Source organism: Vibrio sp. 9-16B-A1 (assembly GCF_056726165.1).
In genome coordinates this window covers 350,487-371,503 of the sequence record NZ_JBSDZD010000001.1, presented here as the reverse complement: position 1 = coordinate 371,503, position 21,017 = coordinate 350,487, and the positions used below count along the sequence as shown (strand labels likewise).

Sequence of the window (21,017 nt, the reverse complement as noted above, 5' to 3'; positions counted from 1 at the left end):
TATGCAACTGGTGTGGCTGAGGCGGGATCTGCGCTGGATGGACAATCCGGCACTTTGTCATGCTTTGAGTCATGCAGTGGCAAATGGCGAGCCGGTTACAGCGGTGTATGTTGCCACGCCCGGGCAATGGCAGCGTCATGGCATGGCAGAGCGCCAGCAGGACGTTATCCGCCGGAGACTGGAGGTGGTAAAGCAGGGCCTTGAGCAGCTTAATGTACCGCTTGTTTACTCCGAATGTGATTCGTTTACCGAATCGGCAGAAAGAGTGGCTGAACTTGCCCTTCAGCTGAACGTAACCGCTGTGCACGCCAACTGCGAGTATCCGCTCGATGAGCAGCGCCGTGATAACCGCTTTGATGCTCTGCTGGCACAGGGCAGCATTTCTGTGTACTGGTATCACGCTCACTGCGCGTTGCCACCGGGCCAGGTCAGAAACAAGAAGGGTGATTACTTCAAAGTCTTCACCCCATTCAAACGGGCCTGGCTGGCTGAGTTTGGCAAAACGTCTTTGAAACTGCGTGTTCCGCAGCCTGCTCAGGCAATGCCAGAGCTCTCTTCATTACCCTCCGGCTGGCTGCCTGAGTTACCGGCCTTTGATTATGGCAGCGACAGTGAGTTGCCGGTGACAGACGAAGCGATTTCGGCGCGGCTGAATAGCTTTGTGGAACAGCGGGCCGCCGATTATAAAAACAGCCGTGATTTTCCAGCCCGGCAGGGAACAAGCGGGCTCTCTGTGTATCTGGCCATTGGCGCGCTGTCGGTTAATCAGTGCCTGGCCCCGCTTTTGAAAAACCGGCCTGTTGATGAGCTCAGTGAAGGGGAAGCGACCTGGCTGAGTGAGCTTGTCTGGCGGGAGTTTTACACTCACCTGATGGCCTTTGAACCGCGCCTTTCCCGGGGCGAAGCCTTTGTGACCTGGACGGACAGGATTTTCTGGCCGGGAAGAAGGCAGCATCTGGAAGCCTGGAAACAGGGCAAAACCGGTTATCCGATAGTCGATGCCGCGATGCGCCAGCTAAATGCTACCGGCTGGATGCACAACCGGCTGCGGATGATAGTCGCGAGTTTCCTGTGTAAAGACCTTTTGATCAACTGGCGTGAAGGTGAGCGCTATTTCATGTCTCAGCTGACTGACGGCGACTTTGCTTCCAACAATGGCGGCTGGCAGTGGTGCGCGTCCACAGGGTGCGATGGCCAGCCCTGGTTTCGCATCTTTAACCCGGTGACTCAGGGCGAAAAGTTTGACCCAGACGGTGCGTTCGTCCGGCGCTGGCTGCCTGAGCTTAAGGCCGTACCAGATAAGTACATTCACCGCCCGTGGTGCTGTCCGGCTCACAGCCAGACAGACTATCCGCCGCCAATAGTTGATCACAGCCACCAAAGAGCATTAGCCTTAGAGTTATATAAACAGGCAAAAGAGATAAAGGATGATTAGGAAATGGTTGTGGCTGCTGTTGTCTGTCGCAATGGGAATGGGATTCGCCTTTCCTTCTGCTGCTGCGCAGTTTGACCTTCCCGAAGATGGCAGCCGGATCGTAGGCCGGGTGCAGCGGCATATCGTCAGCGAAGGGGAGACGTTCGCCAGAATTGCCAAGCACTATGACATTGGCTTTTTGTCCCTGATGGCGGCCAACCGTGGAATCGACCCTTTCCTGCCCGCCGAAGGCACCGTACTGACGATTCCTTCGATGTTTATTCTTCCTCCGGTGGAGTACAAAGGGATTGTCATTAACCTGCCTGAACTCCGGCTTTATTACTATCCGCCGGGTGGGGGTGAAGTGCATGTCTTCCCGGTGGGAATCGGCCGTATTGGACGCGATACCCCGGAGATGCTGACCAAAGTGTCGGTAAAAATCCCCAATCCGACCTGGACGCCGCCCGCCTCTATTCGCAAAGAGTACCGGGAAGAGAAAGGCATTGAGCTGCCGGATGTCGTTCCTGCCGGGCCGGATAACCCTCTGGGCGACTTTGCCCTGCGCCTTGCTTATGGCAAGGGCGATTATCTTATCCACGGTACCAACAAAGATTTTGGTATTGGCCTTCGCGTGAGTGCGGGTTGTATTCGAATGGAGCCGAAAGACATTGCCTGGCTTTTCGAACAGGTTGAAAAAGGCCTTCCGGTACGGGTCATCAACCAGCCGGTTAAGGTGACGCTGGAGCCGGATCGCAGTGTGTTTATGGAAGCTCATGAACCGCTGACCAACAGCCGGGGCGTTCAGAAAGCGCTGGAGCTGCCGATGGAGCTGGAGTGGTGGATGGATGAGTTTAATATCTCCGACAGTAAGGCCAAGGCAGTACTGCAGGTACAAAATGGCGTGCCAATCGAAATTGCCACGCCATAAGTCAGGTTAAATCGCCAAGTGCGAATTTGCGGAGTACTTACTTTTTGTAAGACTGAGCAATATTGTCGATGCGGTCGTTCGCGCGTTCAGCTTCCTCTCGGGCTGCCATCGCTGCGCTGGCCGCTTCTTTAGCCTGCATAGTTGCCTGAGTCTGACCTGATTTCAGTGACTGAACTTCTTTGGTCAGCATTTCAACCTGGTTAGTCAGGTTGTCAATCTTCTCTGCGGTTGGATCCGGGCTACCGGAACAGCCGGCAAGAAACAGTACAGAAGTCACACCCGCTGCTAGTAGTAGTTTTTTGCTCATTTTTAACTCCTTGTTGGAACGTGATTCGGGCAAAAGAGCAGATCTGCCTTTTCCGGTATTTACTCTTCCGCTCGTTAATAATATGGCACATTTTGCTGTGGATATGTGGCAAAAGTAAGATTTTCGCAGAAAAAACAGCCAGAAGTGAGGCTGGTGACCAGGATGGCGTCCAATTTGGGGGGATTTTTAGTGTGATCTATACCGCTTTATATCAAAAGGGAGTATCATGGCGGGCTACCTGGCACCGGCCGGGTTTTACATTCAGATTTGTATCCGGAGAATCCTTTGCAATTTAAAGATTTAGGTCTTGATAACCGCTTGTTGAAAAACCTTAAGCATTACGACTTTGCCCGTGCGACTGACATTCAGGCGCAGGCGATCCCTGTAGCGATCGCAGGCAAAGATCTGCTGGCATCATCGAAAACCGGCTCGGGTAAAACCCTGGCGTTTGTGCTGCCGATGCTTCATAAATCTCTTAAAACCAAAGCATTTTCCGCTAAAGACCCGCGTGCCGTGATTCTGGCTCCAACCCGTGAGCTGGCTAAACAGGTATTTGGTGAACTGCGCTCCATGCTGGCGGGCCTGTCTTATGAAGCAGCACTGATCCTGGGTGGTGAAAACTTTAACGACCAGGTTAAAGCCCTGCGCCGTTACCCTAAATTTATCGTTGCGACTCCGGGTCGTCTGGCCGACCACCTTGAACACCGTTCACTGTACCTTGATGGTCTGGAGACCCTGGTTCTGGATGAAGCCGACCGTATGCTGGACCTTGGCTTTGCGCCAGAGTTGCGCCGTATTCATAAAGCGGCCAAACACCGTCGTCGCCAGACTCTGATGTTCTCAGCAACCCTGGAACACGCTGAAGTGAATGACATGGCATCTGAGATGCTGAACAATCCAAAGCGTATTTCAATAGGCTCTGCCAACGAGCAGCACATGGACATTACTCAGCGCTTTTACCTGTGTGACCATCTGGACCATAAAGAAGCTCTGCTGGACCGTATTCTGGAAGAAGCAGAATATCGCCAGGTGATCATCTTCACCGCGACCCGCGCTGATACTGACCGCCTGACCGAAAAGCTGAACGAGAAGAAGCTTAAGGCGATGGCCCTTAGTGGCAACCTGAACCAGACCAAGCGTAACACCATCATGAGCCAGTTTGAGCGTCATGTGTTTAAGATTCTGGTAACGACTGATGTGGCTTCCCGTGGTCTGGATATTGCCAACGTTACTCACGTGATTAACTTCGATATGCCAAAACATACTGAAGAGTACGTTCACCGTGTAGGCCGTACCGGCCGTGCAGGTAACAAGGGTGAAGCTATCTCACTGGTTGGCCCTAAAGACTGGGACAGCTTTAAACGCGTTGAAGCTTTCCTGCAGCAGGACATGAAGTTTGATGTACTGGAAGGTCTGGAAGGTAAGTTCAAAGGCCTGAAACCACGCAAGCCAACGGCTCAAAAAGGCAAGCCTCAAGCCAAAGGCAAACGCCCGCAGAAGAAAGTTGCCAAGAAGCCAGCGAAACGCGATAAGGGTTTCTACAACAACGTTGCAGTGGGTGACCAGGTGTTCATGCCGAAGAAGAAAAAGCCGGTTGAGCCAAGTGACGATTGATTGTTGCTGGTGTGACTGAGATTTAAAGAAACCGGAAGTGTCGTGCTTCCGGTTTTTTTGTGTGTATGGTCACCTCGGTCATTCTGAACGCGCTCCCCTGAATCACCCGCGCACTCAACAGGTAAAGCGCGATTCAGAATCTTCTGTCCGCGAGGGGGGGCTTATATCGCGGCAGCGACACGCGTTTGTTGCCGCGGGTACTGTGACAGCTGGCGTGAGAGCTTACGGCGTGCTGTGAGCAGATTCTGAATCAAGTTCAGAATGACACAGTGGGCGTGGTCAGGCGAGGTGGCAGAGGGTTATCGTGGGATAACTGAACCGAACTGTGCTGTAAATGGTTACTCGAAGCGAAAGTTAACTCATGCTGTCAGCGCATGGAGAACTTTGAAGTTTTGCACTTTTTAACTGTCACGCTGGTCATTCTGAACGCGCTCCCCAGAATCATCCGCGTGTTAAACAGGTTAAGCGCGATTCAGAATCTGCTGTCCGCGGGGGCGGACTTACCTCGCGGCAGCGACACGCGTTTGTTGCCGCGGGTACTGTGACCGCTGGCGCGAGAGCTTACGGCGTGCTGTGAGCAGATTCTGAATTAAGTTCAGAATGGCACAGTGGGCGTGGTCAGGGGAGGTGGCAGAGGGTTATCGTGGGATAACTGAACCGATAGTTAATACTATGTGGTCCACGGATCGCTTCACGAGATCCCGGATAATTCTGGTTAGACAGTGTGCACCACATAAACACCTGTGGGCAGAATTTCCGGGATGACAGAATCTTATTATTTGTTTATTAACGGAAAACTCAGTCATCCCGGGCGCATTCCACTGATCCTGCCAAGTGTTCACAGGTAGGCGCGACCCGGGATCTCGTGAAGCGAACTGTGCTGTAAATGGTTACTCGAAACGAAAGTTAACTCATGCTGTCAGCGCATGGAAAACTTTGAAGTTTTGCACTTTTTAACTATCACGCTGGTCATTCTGAACGCGCTCCCCATAATCATCCGCGCGTTAAACAGGTAAAGCGCGATTCAGAATCTTCTGTCCGCGGGGGCGGACTTACCTCGCGGCAGCGACACGCATTTGTTGCCACGGGTACAGTGACAGCTTGCGCGTGAGTATACGGCGTGCTGTGAGCAGATTCTGAATCAAGTTCAGAATGACACAGTGGGCGTGGTCAGGAGAGGTGGCAGAGGGTTATCGTGGGATAACTGAACCGATAGTTAATACTATGTGGTCCACGGATCGCTTCACGAGATCCCGGATAATTCTGGTTAGACAGTGTGCACCACATAAACACCTGTGGGCAGAATTTCCGGGATGACAGAATCTTATTATTTGTTTATTAACGGAAAACTCAGTCATCCCGGGCGCATTCCACTGATCCTGCCAAGTGTTCACAGGTAGGCGCGACCCGGGATCTCGTGAAGCGAACTGTGCTGCAAAAGAGCACCGTTAGTGAAAGCCCGGTTATGCTGTCAACATTCGAAGAACCATAAAGTTGCAGTCGACCTTGCCATCACACCTGTCATTCTGAACGCGCTCCCCATAATCATCCGCGCGTTAAACAGGTAAAGCGCGATTCAGAATCTTCTGTCCGCGAGGGCGAGCTTATCTCGCGACAGCGACACGCATTTGTTGCCGCGGGCACAGTGATAGCTTGCGCGTGAGTATACGGCGTGCTGTGAGCAGATTCTGAATTAAGTTCAGAATGGCACAGTGGGCGTGGTCAGGGGAGGTGGCAGAGGGTTATCGTGGGATAACTGAACCGATAGTTAATACTATGTGGTCCACGGATCGCTTCACGAGATCCCGGATAATTCTGGTTAGACAGTGTGCACCACATAAACACCTGTGGGCAGAATTTCCGGGATGACAGAATCTTATTATTTGTTTATTAACGGAAAACTCAGTCATCCCGGGCGCATTCCACAGCACCAGCCAAACACTCACTGGTAGGTGCGACCCGGGATCTGGTGAAGCGATCGGCACAACAGCAGCCCGTCAGCCCTGCAGAAGTTTCATGCAAATTCCCCGTCAAAATTTCCCGTAACCCGCCAGTGCGCACACCATGCTCATCCCTGAAAGCCTATTCTGATAAAAATCAAAAACATTTCAGGGACGTGCTTATGAATCAAAAATTCTCACTCGCGACCGGTGTTGGCCTGGTATTGGGGCTGGCGCTGCTGGGATTTCAGTTGCAGCAGGCGGTGGTCAGTTTTAAGAGTTTTGACCGGGTTGTAACGGTTAAAGGATTGTCTGAAAGGGAAGTGGCTGCAGATACGGTAATCTGGCCGATTCAGGTGACGGTGGCGGATAATGATTTGCAAAACCTGTATCAGACCCTGGATAAGCAGGTGGATACGGTTGCGGAATTTTTAAAGAAGCAGGGGCTGAATGACGAAGAACTGAGCTTTTCTTCCCCGGGCGTGGTCGATAAGAAAGCCCAGCAATACGGTGACAGCTTTGTTGAACTGCGTTATCTCGCCACCCAGACGCTGACGGTATACAGCACCCGGGTGGATAAGGTACGCAGCGTGATGAATCAGCTCGGTGAACTTGGTCAGGCAGGAATTGTGCTCAATCAGGACAATTATGACAGTCGCCCCGAGTATCTGTTTACCGGCCTCAATCAAATCAAGCCTGAAATGGTAGAAGAGGCAACCCGCAACGCCCGCCAGGTGGCAGAGAAGTTTGCCAAAGACTCTGAATCCAGACTTGGCAAAATCCGCTCTGCCTCTCAGGGGCGTTTCAGTATCTCAAACCGTGACAGCAACACTGCCTGGATCAAGAAAATCCGGGTGGTGTCTACGGTGGAATATTACTTGTCTGACTGAAACTTCTCAGGCGTGACTTCAATGACCAGGCGGTTTTGCTGAGCCGGCTCTTCAGCCATTGCCTGGTTATCTTTATGGGTTTTGAACTCTGCCACCAGCGAGTGACTGACATCAAATGGGTGGTCAATACTCAGTGACAGACCTGCGATCCGGTCACCGATGAAGTGGTAATCGAGCTGGGTTATCTTTTTTGCGTCATGGTCGAGGCGGAACAGCCCAAGGTAGGTAAACAGCCCGCTGCCCTGGTTGGATACTGTATATGGGGCAGCAAAGAGCATCTGGCTGGCCGGCAGCTCTTCAAAGTAGAGCACCACCAGTTGGGTGTAATCGAGCGACACACTACCGCGCTCTGGCTCGTTGACATAATCGCCTTCCGCCCGTGGGTTGTCGCCTTTCATATCACTGAGCCGGGTCAGGGTTGCGCTGACCATGGTCTCTGGTATTGCAACCTGCCAGGGCTTTGCATCAGTGATCGAAAACAGCATTTTCATCACTTCTCCGCCCTCTGCCTTCTGGACGTGGCGTCCCTGTTTTGAGGCGATGTCTTCATCATCGAGTGACAGGCGGTAACTGCCAGCGGCAATCACGGCGACAAGCAGAAGAGCGGGGATCAACAGCAGCAGGGGAACAGGCAAAAAACGCTTTTTCATAAAGGACTTCCGGATGTTTTTGGTCAGTGTAGCGAATTGATAAATGATGGCAACTGAATCGTATCTGGTTTGGCTGGATATCGCTTGTGGTGTAGACTGCTGCGCCATCAGATAAGCGAATGGACAGCGTAATGCTTGAAAAAGAAAACCTGCTCAAACTGGCGCGAATGCAGATGCCGTTTGGAAAATACGCCGGAAGAGTATTGATTGACCTGCCTGAAGAGTACCTGCTGTGGTTCGACAAAAAAGGCTGGCCGTCCGGTGAACTGGGCGAGCTGCTTAAACTGTGCCTGGCACTGAAAATCGAAGGGCTGGACAGTGTGGTACGGCCGCTTAAACGAATGTGATCTGTCATCATCGCGGAAAAATCTGCATTGGATTGATCCGCTTTCATCCAAAAGAGTCAGCCCCCGGCCGACTCGTTTTTGTCCTGAAGTTTGCTGCTATATCCTTGTTCCCATGCTCCAGCGTGCGAATACATACCGCGCCTGAAGTGTCGCACCGTGGGTTGCGCCCTTTATGTATTCAGTAAGATGTTCTGAAATAACTCCTGTATTATGATGTGCAATTGATGGCATTGTGGTGCAATTCACGGAGCTTGTTTCTGCGGTGATTTGTTTGTGTACGGTGCAGTTGGCAGTAAGTAAATCGGGTTCTGTGTAGCTAATCATTTGCTTAGCCCGTTGAATAGCAAGGAAGTCAGATATGTTTAACTTTTCAAATAAAAAAGCATACGTAAAGTCAGTAGCCAAAGATGTAGCCCCTAAACTGTGCGTGAAATTTGGAAAAAAGCAGTTCTATTCGTTTCAGGAAATCAATTGGGCCCTGAAACAGATTAAACGAACTGATGACCCGTTCTACAAGTCTGTTTCCTATGGCATGCTGCTGCCTTACAGTAACGACCTGGCTCTGGAGCTGGCAGGTGATTTAGGTGAGCTGGAAGAGTTTAAAAAGTCTGTTGGAAAGATCTTGTTTAACGTACCTGAAGCACCTTCTTTTGAAAGTTACTTGTTATATGCAGAAGTCAATATTGTACCCGGAAGTAAAGTTACGAATACCAGTTTAGATAGCTCTGGTGGAATTGATTTTCTTGATTTTGGTATTGATGACTAGCGATATAAACTAAAAGGCCACCCGTTTACCAGGTGGCCTGCCATTTCCTACACCAGAGACTCTATCCCGTAGTCAGCCCCATAGTGTTCAACAACGAAGTCGATGTCCTTGTCACCACGTCCTGACAGGTTGATAAGCACAGAGCCTTTCAGTCCCTGTTTGGCCAGTTTGAGTGCATAAGCAACCGCGTGAGAGGATTCAATCGCCGGGATGATCCCCTCAAGACGTGAGAGTTCAAAGAAAGCATCGATCGCTTCATCATCTGTGACCGTCCCATAGTTAACCCGGCCAAGATCTTTGAGGTAGCTGTGTTGAGGCCCAACCGACGGATAGTCCAGCCCGCTGGCAACCGAATGCACTTCCTGAGGTTCGCCCTGGTCATCTTTGAGCATGTAAGATTTAAATCCGTGCATTACGCCAGGTTCGCCGAGGGTCAGGGTAGCGGCGTGTTCACCCGGTACTTCCAGTGAGCGCCCAGCAGGTTCGACGCCATGAATGGCGACGTCTTTATCTTCCAGGAATGCAGTGAACAGGCCCATGGCATTAGAGCCGCCGCCAACACAGGCGACAAGATTATCCGGCAGGCCGCCTGTCATCTCCTGGAACTGGACGCGGGCTTCGTTACCAATAATGGACTGGAAATCGCGCACCATTTTTGGGAATGGGTGAGGGCCAACGACTGAGCCGATCGCGTAAAGCTGGGTGTGAGGGTCTTTCAGGTAAGCTTCAAAAGCTGCGTCTACGGCCTCTTTCAGCGTTTTGCGGCCGTGGGTTGCCGGGATAACGTTCGCGCCCAGAATACGCATTCTGACCACATTCGGGTGCTCCTTGGCGATATCCACTTCACCCATATAGATATCGCACTCCAGTCCAACCAGTGCCGCTGCAGTAGCCAACGCAACGCCGTGCTGGCCCGCGCCGGTTTCTGCGATAAGTTTGGTTTTGCCCATCTTCTTAGCCAGGATCGCTTCGCCCAGACAGTGGTTGATCTTATGCGCGCCAGTGTGGTTGAGGTCTTCCCGTTTCAGGTAGACATCAACACCGTACTTTCTGGAAAGGTTCTCAGCGTGGAAAATGGGGCTGGGACGACCAACAAAGTGCTTGTACAGACGGGCAAGCTCAGCCTGGAAGCCCGGATCTTTCCGGCATTCATCATAGGCTGCGTTGATTTCCACCATGATCGCTTCAAGCTGAGGTGGGATAAAGCTGCCGCCATATTCGCCGAAATAGCCGTCTTCATTCGGCATTGGGAGATCAAAAGAGTTTTTCATTGTTTACATCCTGGTAATGAGCATGGTGATGCATTTATACCCAAATGGCGGTCGTCGCAGTGCTCGGGGATGACATTTCGTGATGATGATCTCGTGCACTAGTTCAATAGTGCGATTGGTCGGGCACTTTTGAGGGGCTGGGTTTATAAATGAGTAAAAACCGGAGTTTGTCTCCCGAATGCGGTACTTGAACGCTTCAGGCACTATTTCACCGGAATTTCTGATGCCCTCCTGAAGGTATGTAACTAAGCCTTTCGAAACCGAGCATTTCTGTTTTATTTTTGTTCGATATCGAATGTGGGCGGGCGGTTTTTTGCAACTTACTTTCGATTTCAACCATCACTTGTGAGCGAATTTGCTCATAGTTTGTGCTGAAGCTCTGCTTAACTTGATCCCGAACCCAAATCTCTGACCGGCAGGTTCTGGCTGGCGTGCCATTCCTGTAGCATTGATGTTTTATATGTCTCGGGTGTATTTATGAATTTTACCTATAAAGCTTTACTGCTGGCCTCTGCAGCAGTGCTTGGCGGTTGTGGTGAGGAGGGCTCTTCTTCCGCACCCGATACGCTCCCTGTAAACGTGCTATCAGGTACCGGCACCCAAATCAGTTTTTCCTCCTCGCTTTCCCCGCAGGAGCTTCCGCGTCTTGACGCTCAGCTTTCTTCGGTAACACCACTGGCGCAGACATCGCATTTTCGTTTCAGTGATGTCCGGTTTACCTCATCTGGCAGCGACTGGCAGATAGAGAACCATACCCCTCAGCCTGCAGAGAGACTGACAGTGAGAACCGGTGATGGCAGTCTGGCGTTGCTGGTACTGGATACACCTCTTGCGCCATACAGTCAGGGGACACTGCATTTTCCGGCTGTGACTTTAAGTAAACTGACTATGGAGGAGCAGGCCGCGCTGTTTTTGCCTGTGGTGCAGGTATCCGGTTTTAACGCAAACTGCAGTGACACCAGCAAGACCTGTTACGACGATTTGAATGCGACCGAGCGCGAGATATATGAAGTCATTGCGATAAATATCAGAAACTCGTTTAATCGCCGCTCTTTTACTCAGTTTTCTGAGGAGTTTTTCGGGAACAGTTGTGCCAGTTATACCGGATGCAGCGGGCATCCGGCTGGTGGCCTGAGCTACAGCTGGCTGAGTCTGCTGAAGATGGGGTTTGATGGCCATCAGCTTGGGTTGAAAGCGATGCGCAATGTGTATGCGGCAGAAGGAATGGGCGGGGGTTCTTCTCCGGATATAGCTAAGATTACTACTACGTCGGGCGGTTGGGCTTCTCTGTGGGAAGATTATCAGGATCCGTCGAAAAGTGTTTACCGTAATTATGCACCCATCACTTATGATCACCTGTTTCACGAGATTGCCCATGCGTATGGTTTTTCTCACAGTAGTGGAATGAGTTACGGTCTGGCGGATAACTGGGGTAACAACTATGCTCAGCAAAATTTTTCAGACGCGCAGCGCAGGACGCGTAATCCAATCCAGCTACCGGGCATAGTTATGGATAAAAAGGTGGCTGAAGACGGGCGCCTGACAGTGAATTTTTATCAAACCGGCCAGGCGCAAAGCGCCATTGATCTTACTCTGCTCAGTGGTGAAGCTCAGGATGTAACTCTGAGTTATACGTCCGGCAGCGGACAGGCTGAACTCAGGTTCAATACATTGCCAAAGCAGCCGGTGTACCTGATGGCCAGCTCTGAAAGCAGTGATTACTTTTCAACGTTACGGGTTCGCTTATCAGATCTGGTGGTTTCGAAATCCTGGTCATTTGATGGGGTGAAATATACCGAGCTGAATGATGTGTTGCTGGACCCGGCTGCTAACGGCTGGGAAATCCGCGGTGCCTGTGATCAGCCGGGCTCACAACTGGCGACCAAAGCAGACTATCAGAAGCTATGGGATCACCTGGCGGCCAATAATAAACTGGGTGAGCTGACTAAAACCCGTTTCCTGAGTCGGGATGAGCCGTCAGGGTATGTGATTTGGCTGGTTGAGTTTCTGCAGAGTGAAATGAAGGGCTCACACTACGGGATGACAAACCCAATGGGGGATGATAAAGGCCTGGTGTGTGTGGAGTCTCTTAACTGAGGCGGGATTAATAAAACGGGGCCACAGACGGGCCCCGTTATCAGTTCTGTACACGAAGAGATGATCAACTGAAATAGGTCTTTTCTATATATCCCTCAAACGCTGCAAACATCGTCTCATCTGATCCGCTGTTATCTGCCAGCAGAGTGTCTCCGTCAATAACCCGGATGTGGGCATTCAGTGGTGCCGGAGCCTGTTGTGGGCGCATCACTGCCCGGGAGATTTTCTCCTGTTCTTCCATCCATGCTTCTTCGGCGCTCTTGTTACAGGCTTCAGCCAGGTGCCGGGCACTGAACGGGCTGCCGGTAAGGCTTTCGATACTTCCGGAATGGCTCTGACTATTGCCGGGTTGCCAGTAGTGTTTTGCCATCAGCGGACCTATTTGCGGGTTATCGGTCAGGTAGCCAAACTTGTCTGTAAAAAATGCCCGGGTTTGCTCAACGGCCATGTTTGCCAGAAGATAGCCGTGGTAACAGCAGGCGGAGTCATCACTGAGCAGGTGAGGCACTGAAATTACCGGACGGGGACTGACCGACAGGCCCAGTATCTTCTGCTCAGTACGGCGCGCCAGCGCAGTGATGTTCTCCGGTGTCAGCTCTGCTTCGTCCATCTGATACAGAGCATGTTCAAAATACGGCACGACCATCAGGCTGCGTTCTGAGTAGGCCCGGAATGGCTGCTTGCTGAAGACGATCTCTTTCAGAAGTTCATCCGGCACTGCATCACCCTGTGCATTTTTAGCGTAAAGCTTCAGCCAGTCGGCATCAGCCAGCAGGCTGTCACAAAACATAGACTGGGTTTCGGCATACGCCATCGACATTGGCGCGAACTCGTGGGCGAAGCAAGGGGAGTTCATCTTGATATTGGCGAAGTGGGCGGCATGGCCTCCTTCATGGACCAGGGTATTAATACCATCGTAACCGCTGCCGACCTGATCGGGTTTTGCATTGCTGGTGAAGTTCACTTTGGCCGGTATCCACTCCGGGCCGTTAAACCAGGCCGGATTCGGGCCGTGGCAGAAGCCGTTGGGGAACTTACCTTTGCGGTCGAGCAGATCAAGCGTCAGTTCAGCCATAGAGAATTCGATATTCAGTCTGCCAAAGGTTTCCACCCACCGGCGCAGTGAACGGCCAAAAGGCACGTAAGCATCAAGTTTGCGCTGACTGTCGCCGGAGAAGGCATAGACAAAGTTATGCCCCTTGAGAATGTGCGATCCTTTTTCATCAGCCAATGCCTGCTGACTGTCCAGGCAGGCTTTTCGCGTTTTTTCTTCGAACTCATCGAGAATGGTGAACAGCTCTTTACTGGTCATTCTTTCGGTTTTTTGGACCGAGTACTCGAAGAAGTTATCGAAACCCATCAGGTGGGCAAACTGGTTGCGTTTCTTTACCAGCTCAATATACCCGTTTGAGAGTACCCATTGTTCAAGGTTGAGCAGCGCCTGATGGGCACTTTGTCGTACGTCTTCATTGTCACTGGTACGGATATTAGCGGCCAGCACTGGCAGGGAGCCCTGTTGCTGAGAGCCGTCTTCGGCGGTAAAGAACAGTGGGTGACATTTCTTTTTGTCAAACAACTCGCTTTCAAAAGAGATCAGTTCTTCTTTTAGTTCGCGGGCCTCCGGGGACTCAATTGCATTGGCTTCAAACACGGCCAGCCAGCCTTTAAGTGCCTGTACGGTGCTGTCACGTTCGGCTGGATCCAGAATTTGTTCAGCTGCTTTGAGCTGATCGCGGGTAATGGTGATGTTGGCAGGGTCGCCAAGGTAACGACTCATGGCGGTTTCAGCATCAGCCAGGTCGGCGCACTGGCCGCTGAGTGCCATATAGGTGTGCCAGAATGCATTTTCTTTGGTGTGGTGGAGCTTAAGGAACTGGCTGTCCAGCCCGTTGAGATACTTCGTTGCGCTCATTGCGCTTCTCCCTGTAAATTGTTGTCCAAACCAATAAGTTAGCACGGCCGGGTAACAAAAACAGGGAGGAGGGCTGCAAAACCACTGTAGTCAGGGCTTTCAGTCAAAGAAGGGGGCTGCATCCACTTCGAGCGAGGTGGGAGCAATCGCTTTGTTAATTTTGGTATCGTTTTTACTCAGGTCAACAAAACTCACTTCGGTAAAGCGTTTGTATTTTCTGGAATAGAAACATTTTACTTCAGGTTTGAGAGGCTGGTGCTGGTTGGTGGTCCAGACGATGCCTACACGCGAATCGCTGAGTTCGACCAGTGAGCCAACCGGATACACGCCGATACAGTTGATGAACTTGTAAACGAGTTCCTGATCCAGGTGATGAGGCGCCAGACTGAGCAGAATTTTAAATGCTTCTGCTGAGCTCATGCCGTCTTTGTAACAGCGTTGAGCGGTAAGGGCATCATAGATATCGATGATGCTGCTCATCCGGCCGTAGAGCGGGATTTGCTCTGCGGTTAAGCCGCTTGGATAACCGCTGCCATCGAGCTTTTCGTGGTGCATCAGGCAGACGTTCTGGCTGATGTCATTCAGCCCCTGTACCTGAGGGATTATCTCTTTGGCGTACACCTGGTGCATTTTCATGTGTTCAAACTCTTTCGCAGTCAGGCGACCGGGTTTGTTGAGTACCTTGTCATCGACTTTGATCTTGCCGATGTCATGCAAAATGCCGCCAATTGCGAGGTGCTTGAGGGTCGGCTTATCAAAATCAAGAAAGCGGCCGAAAGTGATCAGCAGGCAGGCAACATTGACCGAATGCTCAAGCAGATAGGTATCTTTGTTACGCAGGGCCGAGACACATTTTACCGCGTCCGGGTCTACCAGGATGGTATCGATTACGTCATCAGCCCAGGCTTCTATCGGGCCAACGTTGATTGGCTTACCATCAAAGGTTTCGCTGAGGATTTTGTGCGCCAGCCCACGGGCTTCTGTGATCAGCTTTTTTGCCTTTTTATTGCGGATCCCGCGGTCACCGAGTTTTATCGGCGTCATGTGACCGGTGTCCGGAGTGGTATCCACTTCGACCGGGATGGTGCTAACCGGCTTAAAGGTGCATTTTCCGGAAGAGAGGCCGACGTCAACCCATACAAATCTGACGCCACTGTTTTTCAACTGGCTGATGGCGGCAACTGAAGAAACCCGGCCTGCATTGGCAAGGTTGACGCGTTTGCTTTGTTCGATTGCCGTAACAAACATCCCGATTTCGAGGCTGGATATGTCGATTTTTATTGATTGTTCAGGATTGTAATGCATGACCTCAAACCACTGGTAACATCAGGCGCGTTACTTTAGCAAAAAATAAATATTGCGCTATAAAAAAGTGCAACAGAGAATGTAATCAACCGTTTGCGCAATAATATCCGGTCATTTTCATTCTTATTAAGCATAGACTCAGCAACATCAAGATAAAAGGAAAGCATTTTCGCTTTCCTTTCATGTTTCAGGGTTTATGAGTGCTTGTGTCCGGAACGCCGGAACTTCTGCAGAGCCTCTTCTGCTTCTTCAAATACAAACTGACTGAATGGGTTGGCATATTTGGCGATCAGATAGATGCTCAGGATCACCAGTGGGAAGGCGACCAGGTCGTAGCTCAGCGGCGTGGTATAGGTTGCCCTTAAGATCCGGTCAAGTGGGATCATGTTGCCATTGAGCCAGAACTGATAGCAGTACAGCGCCGGAGCATAGACAAAGTTAAGAAACAGCCAGGCAAAAGCGGTGACCGGCAGCAGGATCAGTACCGGTTCGGTCAGTTTGTTGGGCAGTACGAAGTGAACCAGGGCTATCAGAAGCATCATGGCCGAAAAGGCCAGTGCAGCATGGATAGGGAAGGGCAGGGTTACGTTCATGACCGGAGTCTGCCAGGCGAAGTATCCGACTGCAAACAGCACGGCCGGGATTACTATGATGAATACATGGTAGCGCCGGAAAAACCAGGCGCCCAACAGGATTGCAGACAGGAACAGCACAGCTGCGATGACGAACGGGATCAGCTCAAAGCTCAATGCAATTTGCTGTGAGTTGAAAGTCAGCACGTACAGGTAAAGGTACATGGCTGTGATAAAAGCGGTGCAGGCCCTGATGATGGCCAGCGCCAGTCTGGATTGTTCTTTGCTCATTTTATCCACCCTTTACCGGATCGCATTTGGGGGTGGGCCTCAGCGCCGGTTTTCTTTTTTAATTAGCTCAATATGCCTCTTTTATAAAGTGTAGTTGCTGCGTTAAAACTACGCAAAAAAAAGACACCCACCCTGCATCAAGGCAAGCACGATGGGTGCCAATTAATTACAGACAGAGCTCAAAGGAAAGGCGCTTTCCCTGTAACGTATTGTGTCTGTGTTAGTTTTTTCTGGCCTGTTTTCCTGCAAAATAAATCACAACTTTATCGTTGTTCATTACCCGGGCAAAACCATAGCCATTTTCCTGACGGATGGCAGTATGTTGACCACCGCCAATAGCCGGGTGTTTGTTTCGAAATTGGCCCAGGATCTGCCAGTGTTTAAGCAGAGCCTGCTGTTTGTTATCCAGTTTCCATGGCATATCGGAGCGGGTGCTTTGATGGAAGTCATCCGCATAAGGCCCGGGTTTACGCGCCACTTCATCACCGTAGTAGACCTGAACGGCACCCGGGCTCATTAGCAGGGCGGTTGCCGCACCTTTTTGCATCGGAATGTCTTTGAAGCGGCCGAAGAACAGTTCAGTATCATGGGAAGACATATAACTGACCGGGTTGAAGTCGGCTTCCTGCGCCATAGTGGTTGCATACGACTGATAGGTTTCGTCCATCTGCATCAGGCAGGCAGCGCCTTTGTCCATTTTCTTTTGCAGATCAAAGTTGATAAGGGCATCGAAACCATCGTCAAAGTATGGGCTGCGCCAGGCGGTATGGCCCCAGACTTCACCCATCATCCAGAAAGGTTGTCCGGTACGGCCGTTTTGGCTCCGCCACTGCTCAAGGCTGGTTGCTGCTTCGGCTTTGAGGCGTTTCCAGACATCGCCTTCCACATGCTTCACCGTATCGACCCGGTAGCCATCAATGCCAAATCGTTTTACCCAGTCGGTTTGCCACTCAATCAGATAATCACTGACGGTATAGTTATCGCGGTGCTTAACCCGGGTGCCCGGATTCTCAAGCAGCCATTTTGGTGGCGTCACAAAATCGCCGGACTCGGTTTTAAAATCCGGCAGGCCGGCCAGTGCCATTGCGGTATCTGAGCTGCCTGGTGCGGTGTATCCGGGAAGACCGGTGCGTACCCAGTCTTTGCCCCACCAGGCTGACCAGTTTTGGCTTTGGTAGTCGATGGCTTTGTGGTAGCTGTGCCAGTTTTCACCGCCTGCAGGCTGCCAGTCAGCCCATTTTTCCGGCCAGTTCTGGCCTGGTTGCACCACGTTCAGGTTATCGAACTGTAAGTCTGCGAGGGTAGAGTAGCCGCTGTGGTTGATAACCGCATCCATCAGGATCTTGATGCCACGTTTATGGGCTTCGCTGACCAGTTCTTTCAGGTCATCGTCGTTACCAAAGTTCTGGTCGATTTTGGTGAAGTCCCGCGTCCAGTAACCGTGATAGGCGTAAAACGGGAACGAACCTTTGTCACCGCCACCAACAAACCCGTGCACCTGCTCTACAACAGGAGAGAGCCAGATAGCGTCGGTGCCGAGGTTTTTGATGTAGTCGAGTTTATCGATAACGCCCTGAAGGTCACCGCCGTGGAAGGTGCCGACCTCGTCTTTGCCGTCACTGCGGCGTCCGTAGCTGTGATCGTTTGAACTGTCCGCATTGTTAAAACGGTCCACCATCACAAAGTAGATGTTGGCGTTGCGCCAGTCGAGTGGGGCATCCTGGCCTGTCGCTTTGACCGGCTCAAGCAGTACCAGACCGTCGGCTGCAGGGGCCGGAGTCAGCGTCACCTGGCCATTTTTTACCGTGACCTTCTGGCCAGAGTAAGCGTCGCGCAGTTGTTCTCCATCGGAAAAAGTATCTCCAACAGAGATAGTGACCGGGCCACCGGTATAGACCGGGCAATCAACCTGAGGAAGAGGGCGCTTAAACTCTTTCGTTGCGCTTTTCTTTGGCTGACGCTTGAGCAGCAGGGTGTTGGCTTTATCGTCAAAGTAGAACGCATAATCGCCGCTGAAACGTACTTTGAATTTCAGGGTAGTGGGTTCGTGGCAGTTCAGGGATAGAGGAGTGTTGAACTTTACTTTTTGTCCCGGCGCGGCTTTACAGTCTCCGCTCAGGCCTTCGATTTTAAAGGTGTATTCCGATTTGGTCAGCGGGACAACCAGTGGTTGTTCTGCGCTGAGAGGAAAGTCGCGGCTGTTGGTTGAGGTGGCAATGGTAATGCCGGGTGCAGAAAATGCCGGCGCAGTTGTCAGGGCAACGGCGCAGGCAAGTAAGGTACGCTTCATGATTCTTTTCCCTAAGGTTTTTTCTTAGGGTACCCCGCAAAGAAGGGGCTGACATCATTCTGCTTATCTACGCCCTAATACGCTACATTGATCAAAAAAACGTGGCACAGGGCGTAGGGTAGAGAACAATAAAACAGGGACTATTTTTTCATGTTTTCCATTGCCCACATCATAAATGCTTTTTGCTCGCTGGCGGACAGGGCGTCAAATCCGGTTTTGATCACATCCATCGCCGGGCTCGCAGGGGCAGTGGGTGGCGCTGCCGCGGCCAACGGAGCATCGCCTCTATTGTGTTTCTTCACTGCACCTTCATAGTCCTGCATCAGTTGCAGGCCACCAATGTGCAGTTTGGTTACCGAGTGCTTTACCCGGTTACCCTGATCATCCATCAGGCTGAACTCAGGTTGTTTGGCAAAGATACGGGCATCTTCAATTGTGCGGAACGGCTTATAGCTCAGTGACAGCTGGGCATCCGATGCGGTGAAGTCGATTACATAAGGGTCAGAGTCGTACTTAACCCGGCGACCGTCTTCAACCACAATCTGGCCAAGGGTAACGACCAACTGGTTCTGACCATTTCCGGTGGTCAGTTCTGAGGTTGTCTCAAACCAGCCGCTGTCGATCCCTTTCTCATTGAGCACCTTTGGAGCAATCTCTTTACTGAAGGTGACCGTGTTGTCTGCCATGACCTGTGCGCTGCCCAGAGCAGCCAGCGCTGCTGCGATGGTGATCAGACGTTGTTTCATAGTTTTCTCCTTACAACAGCGGGTGGCAGCACCACCCGCTTTGTCTGGTTGAGATTAGAAGTAGTATTCTACACCGACAGATACTTCTGAGAAGGAGTGTGACTTCCAGCGAGCATAGTCGCCGCCGTTGCCGGTTGATACGGTGTTGTTATCACCCATACGAACGTCACGGGCACGTACATACAGTACAGCGGACGGGTCGACGAAGTACATCGCCTGCGCAGAGATGGTGTCATCTGCGCTGTCTTCGATGGTCTTGCCGTTCACTTCCAGATCAAAGTTCTTGGTGTAACCGACTTTGAACTGCCAGTCGTTGACGTTGTACATCAGGCCGGAGGTCAGGGCATTTTGCTTCTCATTGCGGCCGGTATCAGTGCCTTGTTTCACTTCTGCATCCTGCATACGGTACTGGGCGAAGAACGAGATACCGTTCTCGAACCAGCCCTGCATGCCCAGCAGGTAGGTGTTGTTGTCCCAGACACGGCTGATATCAGTGTTATCTGTTGTGTCAGCTTTGCCTACCGATTCTGATACGTCGCGGTTGACTTCATAAGCGGCATCGAACTGAACAGGACCAACTTTATAGTGGGCTGCACCGCCCTGCCACCAGCCCTGGTCGCTGCCGGTTGCTGCGGCTTTGGTTCGGCCATAGGCTACATCCAGGCTAAGGCCACCCCAGGTTGGGGAATCCCAGCGTACTGTATTGGATGAACGGTCCTGGAACTTGTTACCGCCGATCATGCCGCCCCAGTCCCACACATCGCCCAGGCCCGGGTTTGCGCCTGGCCAGTCAACCACTTCGTAAAGTGGAGTCAGAACGCGGCCGATACGAACCTGACCGAATGAGTCAAAGTCTTCAAAACCAACGAAAGTATCACGTTCACCCAGACCACCTTTTGCTTCATGACCAGCGTAGGAAGGGTCAACATAACCGCTTTCTACCTGCCAGATGAACTTTGAATCCATGTTTTTGAACTGCTTGGAGCCGCGGAAACCGATCCGGCTTTCGTTGTTGGTCTGGAAACCGGTCAGATTCTCAGGAGTAGCCGTTTTATCATAACGATGCTCTGACTGGTCTTTGTAGTCACGGTAGTGAGCCTGAACGGCAATGATGCCGTAGACCTCATATTTTGCATCCGTCTCATTTGCCATGGTTGGCGTAGCGGTCAGTGCCACGCTGGCAACTGCACTGGCGATCAGTGTACGGGCAAATAGCTTGTTCATATAAACTCCAAATGTATTAGCTGTTAGTTACAACTTGAGGGCAATCGAATGGGCCGCTGATTTTCCGTCAGGTTGTGTCGTTTTGATTGATGACGGGAATAAGCTTACCCGGAATTTCTGTCACGAATATGGGACACATGTCCGAACATGATTGTGTTCAAATTTTAGAACGGGCAGGAAAGGTAAATTCTGCAATATCAATGTTTTATGGTGCTTATATGAAAGAATGCGAGAGGGTCTCAGGAGTTCTAAATGCGACGCACTTCAAATCTCAATGCGGGTATGGGAGCGGAGGCACATCACTTTTTGCCTTATTCATAAGTGACTGATAAGGGTTTAGTTTTTTTTGAGCTGAAAACTTGATCTCTCTCTCGTAAATTCAACGTTAAAACCGTTATTTCAGTGGAACTTTCGAAGAGACAGGCAACTGAGTTTTTTAGAAAAGAGAAATAA

At 51.3% G+C, this 21,017-nt stretch carries 16 protein-coding genes; 7 read left to right on the top strand and 9 right to left on the bottom strand.

Annotated elements, in window-relative coordinates; translation table 11 throughout:
* Position 1 precedes the first annotated feature (1 nt).
* Both phrB and ACVB80_RS01730 read left to right on the top strand, forming a co-directional pair.
* Positions 2-1,435, top strand: coding sequence for a deoxyribodipyrimidine photo-lyase (gene phrB / locus ACVB80_RS01735; protein ID WP_481079531.1), 1,434 nt, complete (start codon positions 2-4; stop codon positions 1,433-1,435).
* Positions 1,436-1,466: 31 nt separating this feature from the next.
* Complete coding sequence (locus ACVB80_RS01730) at positions 1,467-2,342, top strand: L,D-transpeptidase family protein (protein WP_481079906.1); 876 nt, start codon at positions 1,467-1,469, stop codon at positions 2,340-2,342.
* Between the two features lie 37 nt (positions 2,343-2,379).
* Here the strand turns inward: ACVB80_RS01730 and ACVB80_RS01725 are convergent, their stop codons facing one another.
* Complete coding sequence (locus tag ACVB80_RS01725; RefSeq protein ID WP_481079530.1) at positions 2,380-2,649, bottom strand: Lpp/OprI family alanine-zipper lipoprotein; 270 nt, start codon at positions 2,647-2,649, stop codon at positions 2,380-2,382.
* 285 nt (positions 2,650-2,934) lie between these two features.
* Here ACVB80_RS01725 and ACVB80_RS01720 point away from each other — a divergent pair, with 285 nt between their 5' ends.
* Positions 2,935-4,263: a DEAD/DEAH box helicase gene (locus ACVB80_RS01720; RefSeq protein ID WP_481079529.1), complete on the top strand. Its 1,329-nt coding sequence runs from the start codon at positions 2,935-2,937 to the stop codon at positions 4,261-4,263.
* Positions 4,264-6,385: 2,122 nt separating this feature from the next.
* A complete protein-coding gene (locus ACVB80_RS01715; RefSeq protein WP_481079528.1) occupies positions 6,386-7,093 on the top strand; it encodes an SIMPL domain-containing protein in 708 nt (235 codons plus the stop codon).
* On the opposite strand, the gene ACVB80_RS01710 is transcribed toward ACVB80_RS01715, so the two are convergent.
* Positions 7,078-7,743 carry a hypothetical protein gene (locus ACVB80_RS01710; RefSeq protein WP_481079527.1) on the bottom strand — a complete coding sequence of 222 codons (666 nt, stop codon included), beginning with the start codon at positions 7,741-7,743 and terminating at the stop codon, positions 7,078-7,080. The genes ACVB80_RS01715 and ACVB80_RS01710 overlap by 16 nt on opposite strands.
* A 131-nt stretch (positions 7,744-7,874) precedes the next feature.
* Here ACVB80_RS01710 and ACVB80_RS01705 point away from each other — a divergent pair, with 131 nt between their 5' ends.
* The gene (locus ACVB80_RS01705; protein WP_481079526.1) at positions 7,875-8,090 is read left to right on the top strand and encodes a DUF3820 family protein; all 216 of its coding nucleotides are present in this window, start codon (positions 7,875-7,877) and stop codon (positions 8,088-8,090) included.
* A 358-nt stretch (positions 8,091-8,448) separates the two neighbouring features.
* Positions 8,449-8,856: a hypothetical protein gene (locus tag ACVB80_RS01700; RefSeq protein ID WP_481079525.1), complete on the top strand. Its 408-nt coding sequence runs from the start codon at positions 8,449-8,451 to the stop codon at positions 8,854-8,856.
* 47 nt (positions 8,857-8,903) lie between these two features.
* Here the strand turns inward: ACVB80_RS01700 and trpB are convergent, their stop codons facing one another.
* Positions 8,904-10,127: a tryptophan synthase subunit beta gene (gene trpB, locus ACVB80_RS01695; RefSeq protein ID WP_481079524.1), complete on the bottom strand. Its 1,224-nt coding sequence runs from the start codon at positions 10,125-10,127 to the stop codon at positions 8,904-8,906.
* A 477-nt stretch (positions 10,128-10,604) separates the two neighbouring features.
* On the opposite strand from trpB, the gene ACVB80_RS01690 reads away from it, so the two are divergent.
* The gene (locus ACVB80_RS01690; RefSeq protein WP_481079523.1) at positions 10,605-12,224 is read left to right on the top strand and encodes a hypothetical protein; all 1,620 of its coding nucleotides are present in this window, start codon (positions 10,605-10,607) and stop codon (positions 12,222-12,224) included.
* Between the two features lie 64 nt (positions 12,225-12,288).
* On the opposite strand, the gene ACVB80_RS01685 is transcribed toward ACVB80_RS01690, so the two are convergent.
* From ACVB80_RS01685 to ACVB80_RS01660, 6 genes are all read right to left on the bottom strand, one after another.
* The gene (locus tag ACVB80_RS01685) at positions 12,289-14,136 is read right to left on the bottom strand and encodes a M3 family metallopeptidase (RefSeq protein WP_481079522.1); all 1,848 of its coding nucleotides are present in this window, start codon (positions 14,134-14,136) and stop codon (positions 12,289-12,291) included.
* A gap of 99 nt (positions 14,137-14,235) precedes the next feature.
* Positions 14,236-15,441, bottom strand: coding sequence for a cyclic di-GMP phosphodiesterase (locus ACVB80_RS01680; protein ID WP_481079521.1), 1,206 nt, complete (start codon positions 15,439-15,441; stop codon positions 14,236-14,238).
* A 194-nt stretch (positions 15,442-15,635) separates the two neighbouring features.
* The gene (locus tag ACVB80_RS01675; protein WP_481079520.1) at positions 15,636-16,304 is read right to left on the bottom strand and encodes a hypothetical protein; all 669 of its coding nucleotides are present in this window, start codon (positions 16,302-16,304) and stop codon (positions 15,636-15,638) included.
* Positions 16,305-16,524: 220 nt separating this feature from the next.
* Entirely contained in the window at positions 16,525-18,594 is a 2,070-nt protein-coding gene (locus tag ACVB80_RS01670; protein ID WP_481079519.1) for an alpha-amylase, read from the bottom strand.
* A 140-nt stretch (positions 18,595-18,734) separates the two neighbouring features.
* Positions 18,735-19,340 carry a DUF2057 family protein gene (locus ACVB80_RS01665; RefSeq protein ID WP_481079518.1) on the bottom strand — a complete coding sequence of 202 codons (606 nt, stop codon included), beginning with the start codon at positions 19,338-19,340 and terminating at the stop codon, positions 18,735-18,737.
* Between the two features lie 54 nt (positions 19,341-19,394).
* A complete protein-coding gene (locus ACVB80_RS01660; protein WP_481079517.1) occupies positions 19,395-20,564 on the bottom strand; it encodes a porin in 1,170 nt (389 codons plus the stop codon).
* Between the last annotated feature and the right edge of the window lie 453 nt (positions 20,565-21,017).

Coding starts and splice junctions, on each gene's coding strand:
- ACVB80_RS01675 (WP_481079520.1), bottom strand. CDS start 16,304: ATGAGCAAAGAACAATCCAGACTGGCGCTGGCCATCATCAGGGCCTGC.
- ACVB80_RS01690 (WP_481079523.1), top strand. CDS start 10,605: ATGAATTTTACCTATAAAGCTTTACTGCTGGCCTCTGCAGCAGTGCTT.
- ACVB80_RS01680 (WP_481079521.1), bottom strand. CDS start 15,441: ATGCATTACAATCCTGAACAATCAATAAAAATCGACATATCCAGCCTC.
- ACVB80_RS01705 (WP_481079526.1), top strand. CDS start 7,875: ATGCTTGAAAAAGAAAACCTGCTCAAACTGGCGCGAATGCAGATGCCG.
- ACVB80_RS01685 (WP_481079522.1), bottom strand. CDS start 14,136: ATGAGCGCAACGAAGTATCTCAACGGGCTGGACAGCCAGTTCCTTAAG.
- ACVB80_RS01700 (WP_481079525.1), top strand. CDS start 8,449: ATGTTTAACTTTTCAAATAAAAAAGCATACGTAAAGTCAGTAGCCAAA.
- trpB (WP_481079524.1), bottom strand. CDS start 10,127: ATGAAAAACTCTTTTGATCTCCCAATGCCGAATGAAGACGGCTATTTC.
- ACVB80_RS01730 (WP_481079906.1), top strand. CDS start 1,467: ATGGGAATGGGATTCGCCTTTCCTTCTGCTGCTGCGCAGTTTGACCTT.
- ACVB80_RS01660 (WP_481079517.1), bottom strand. CDS start 20,564: ATGAACAAGCTATTTGCCCGTACACTGATCGCCAGTGCAGTTGCCAGC.
- ACVB80_RS01670 (WP_481079519.1), bottom strand. CDS start 18,594: ATGAAGCGTACCTTACTTGCCTGCGCCGTTGCCCTGACAACTGCGCCG.
- ACVB80_RS01725 (WP_481079530.1), bottom strand. CDS start 2,649: ATGAGCAAAAAACTACTACTAGCAGCGGGTGTGACTTCTGTACTGTTT.
- ACVB80_RS01715 (WP_481079528.1), top strand. CDS start 6,386: ATGAATCAAAAATTCTCACTCGCGACCGGTGTTGGCCTGGTATTGGGG.
- ACVB80_RS01710 (WP_481079527.1), bottom strand. CDS start 7,743: ATGAAAAAGCGTTTTTTGCCTGTTCCCCTGCTGCTGTTGATCCCCGCT.
- phrB (WP_481079531.1), top strand. CDS start 2: ATGCAACTGGTGTGGCTGAGGCGGGATCTGCGCTGGATGGACAATCCG.
- ACVB80_RS01665 (WP_481079518.1), bottom strand. CDS start 19,340: ATGAAACAACGTCTGATCACCATCGCAGCAGCGCTGGCTGCTCTGGGC.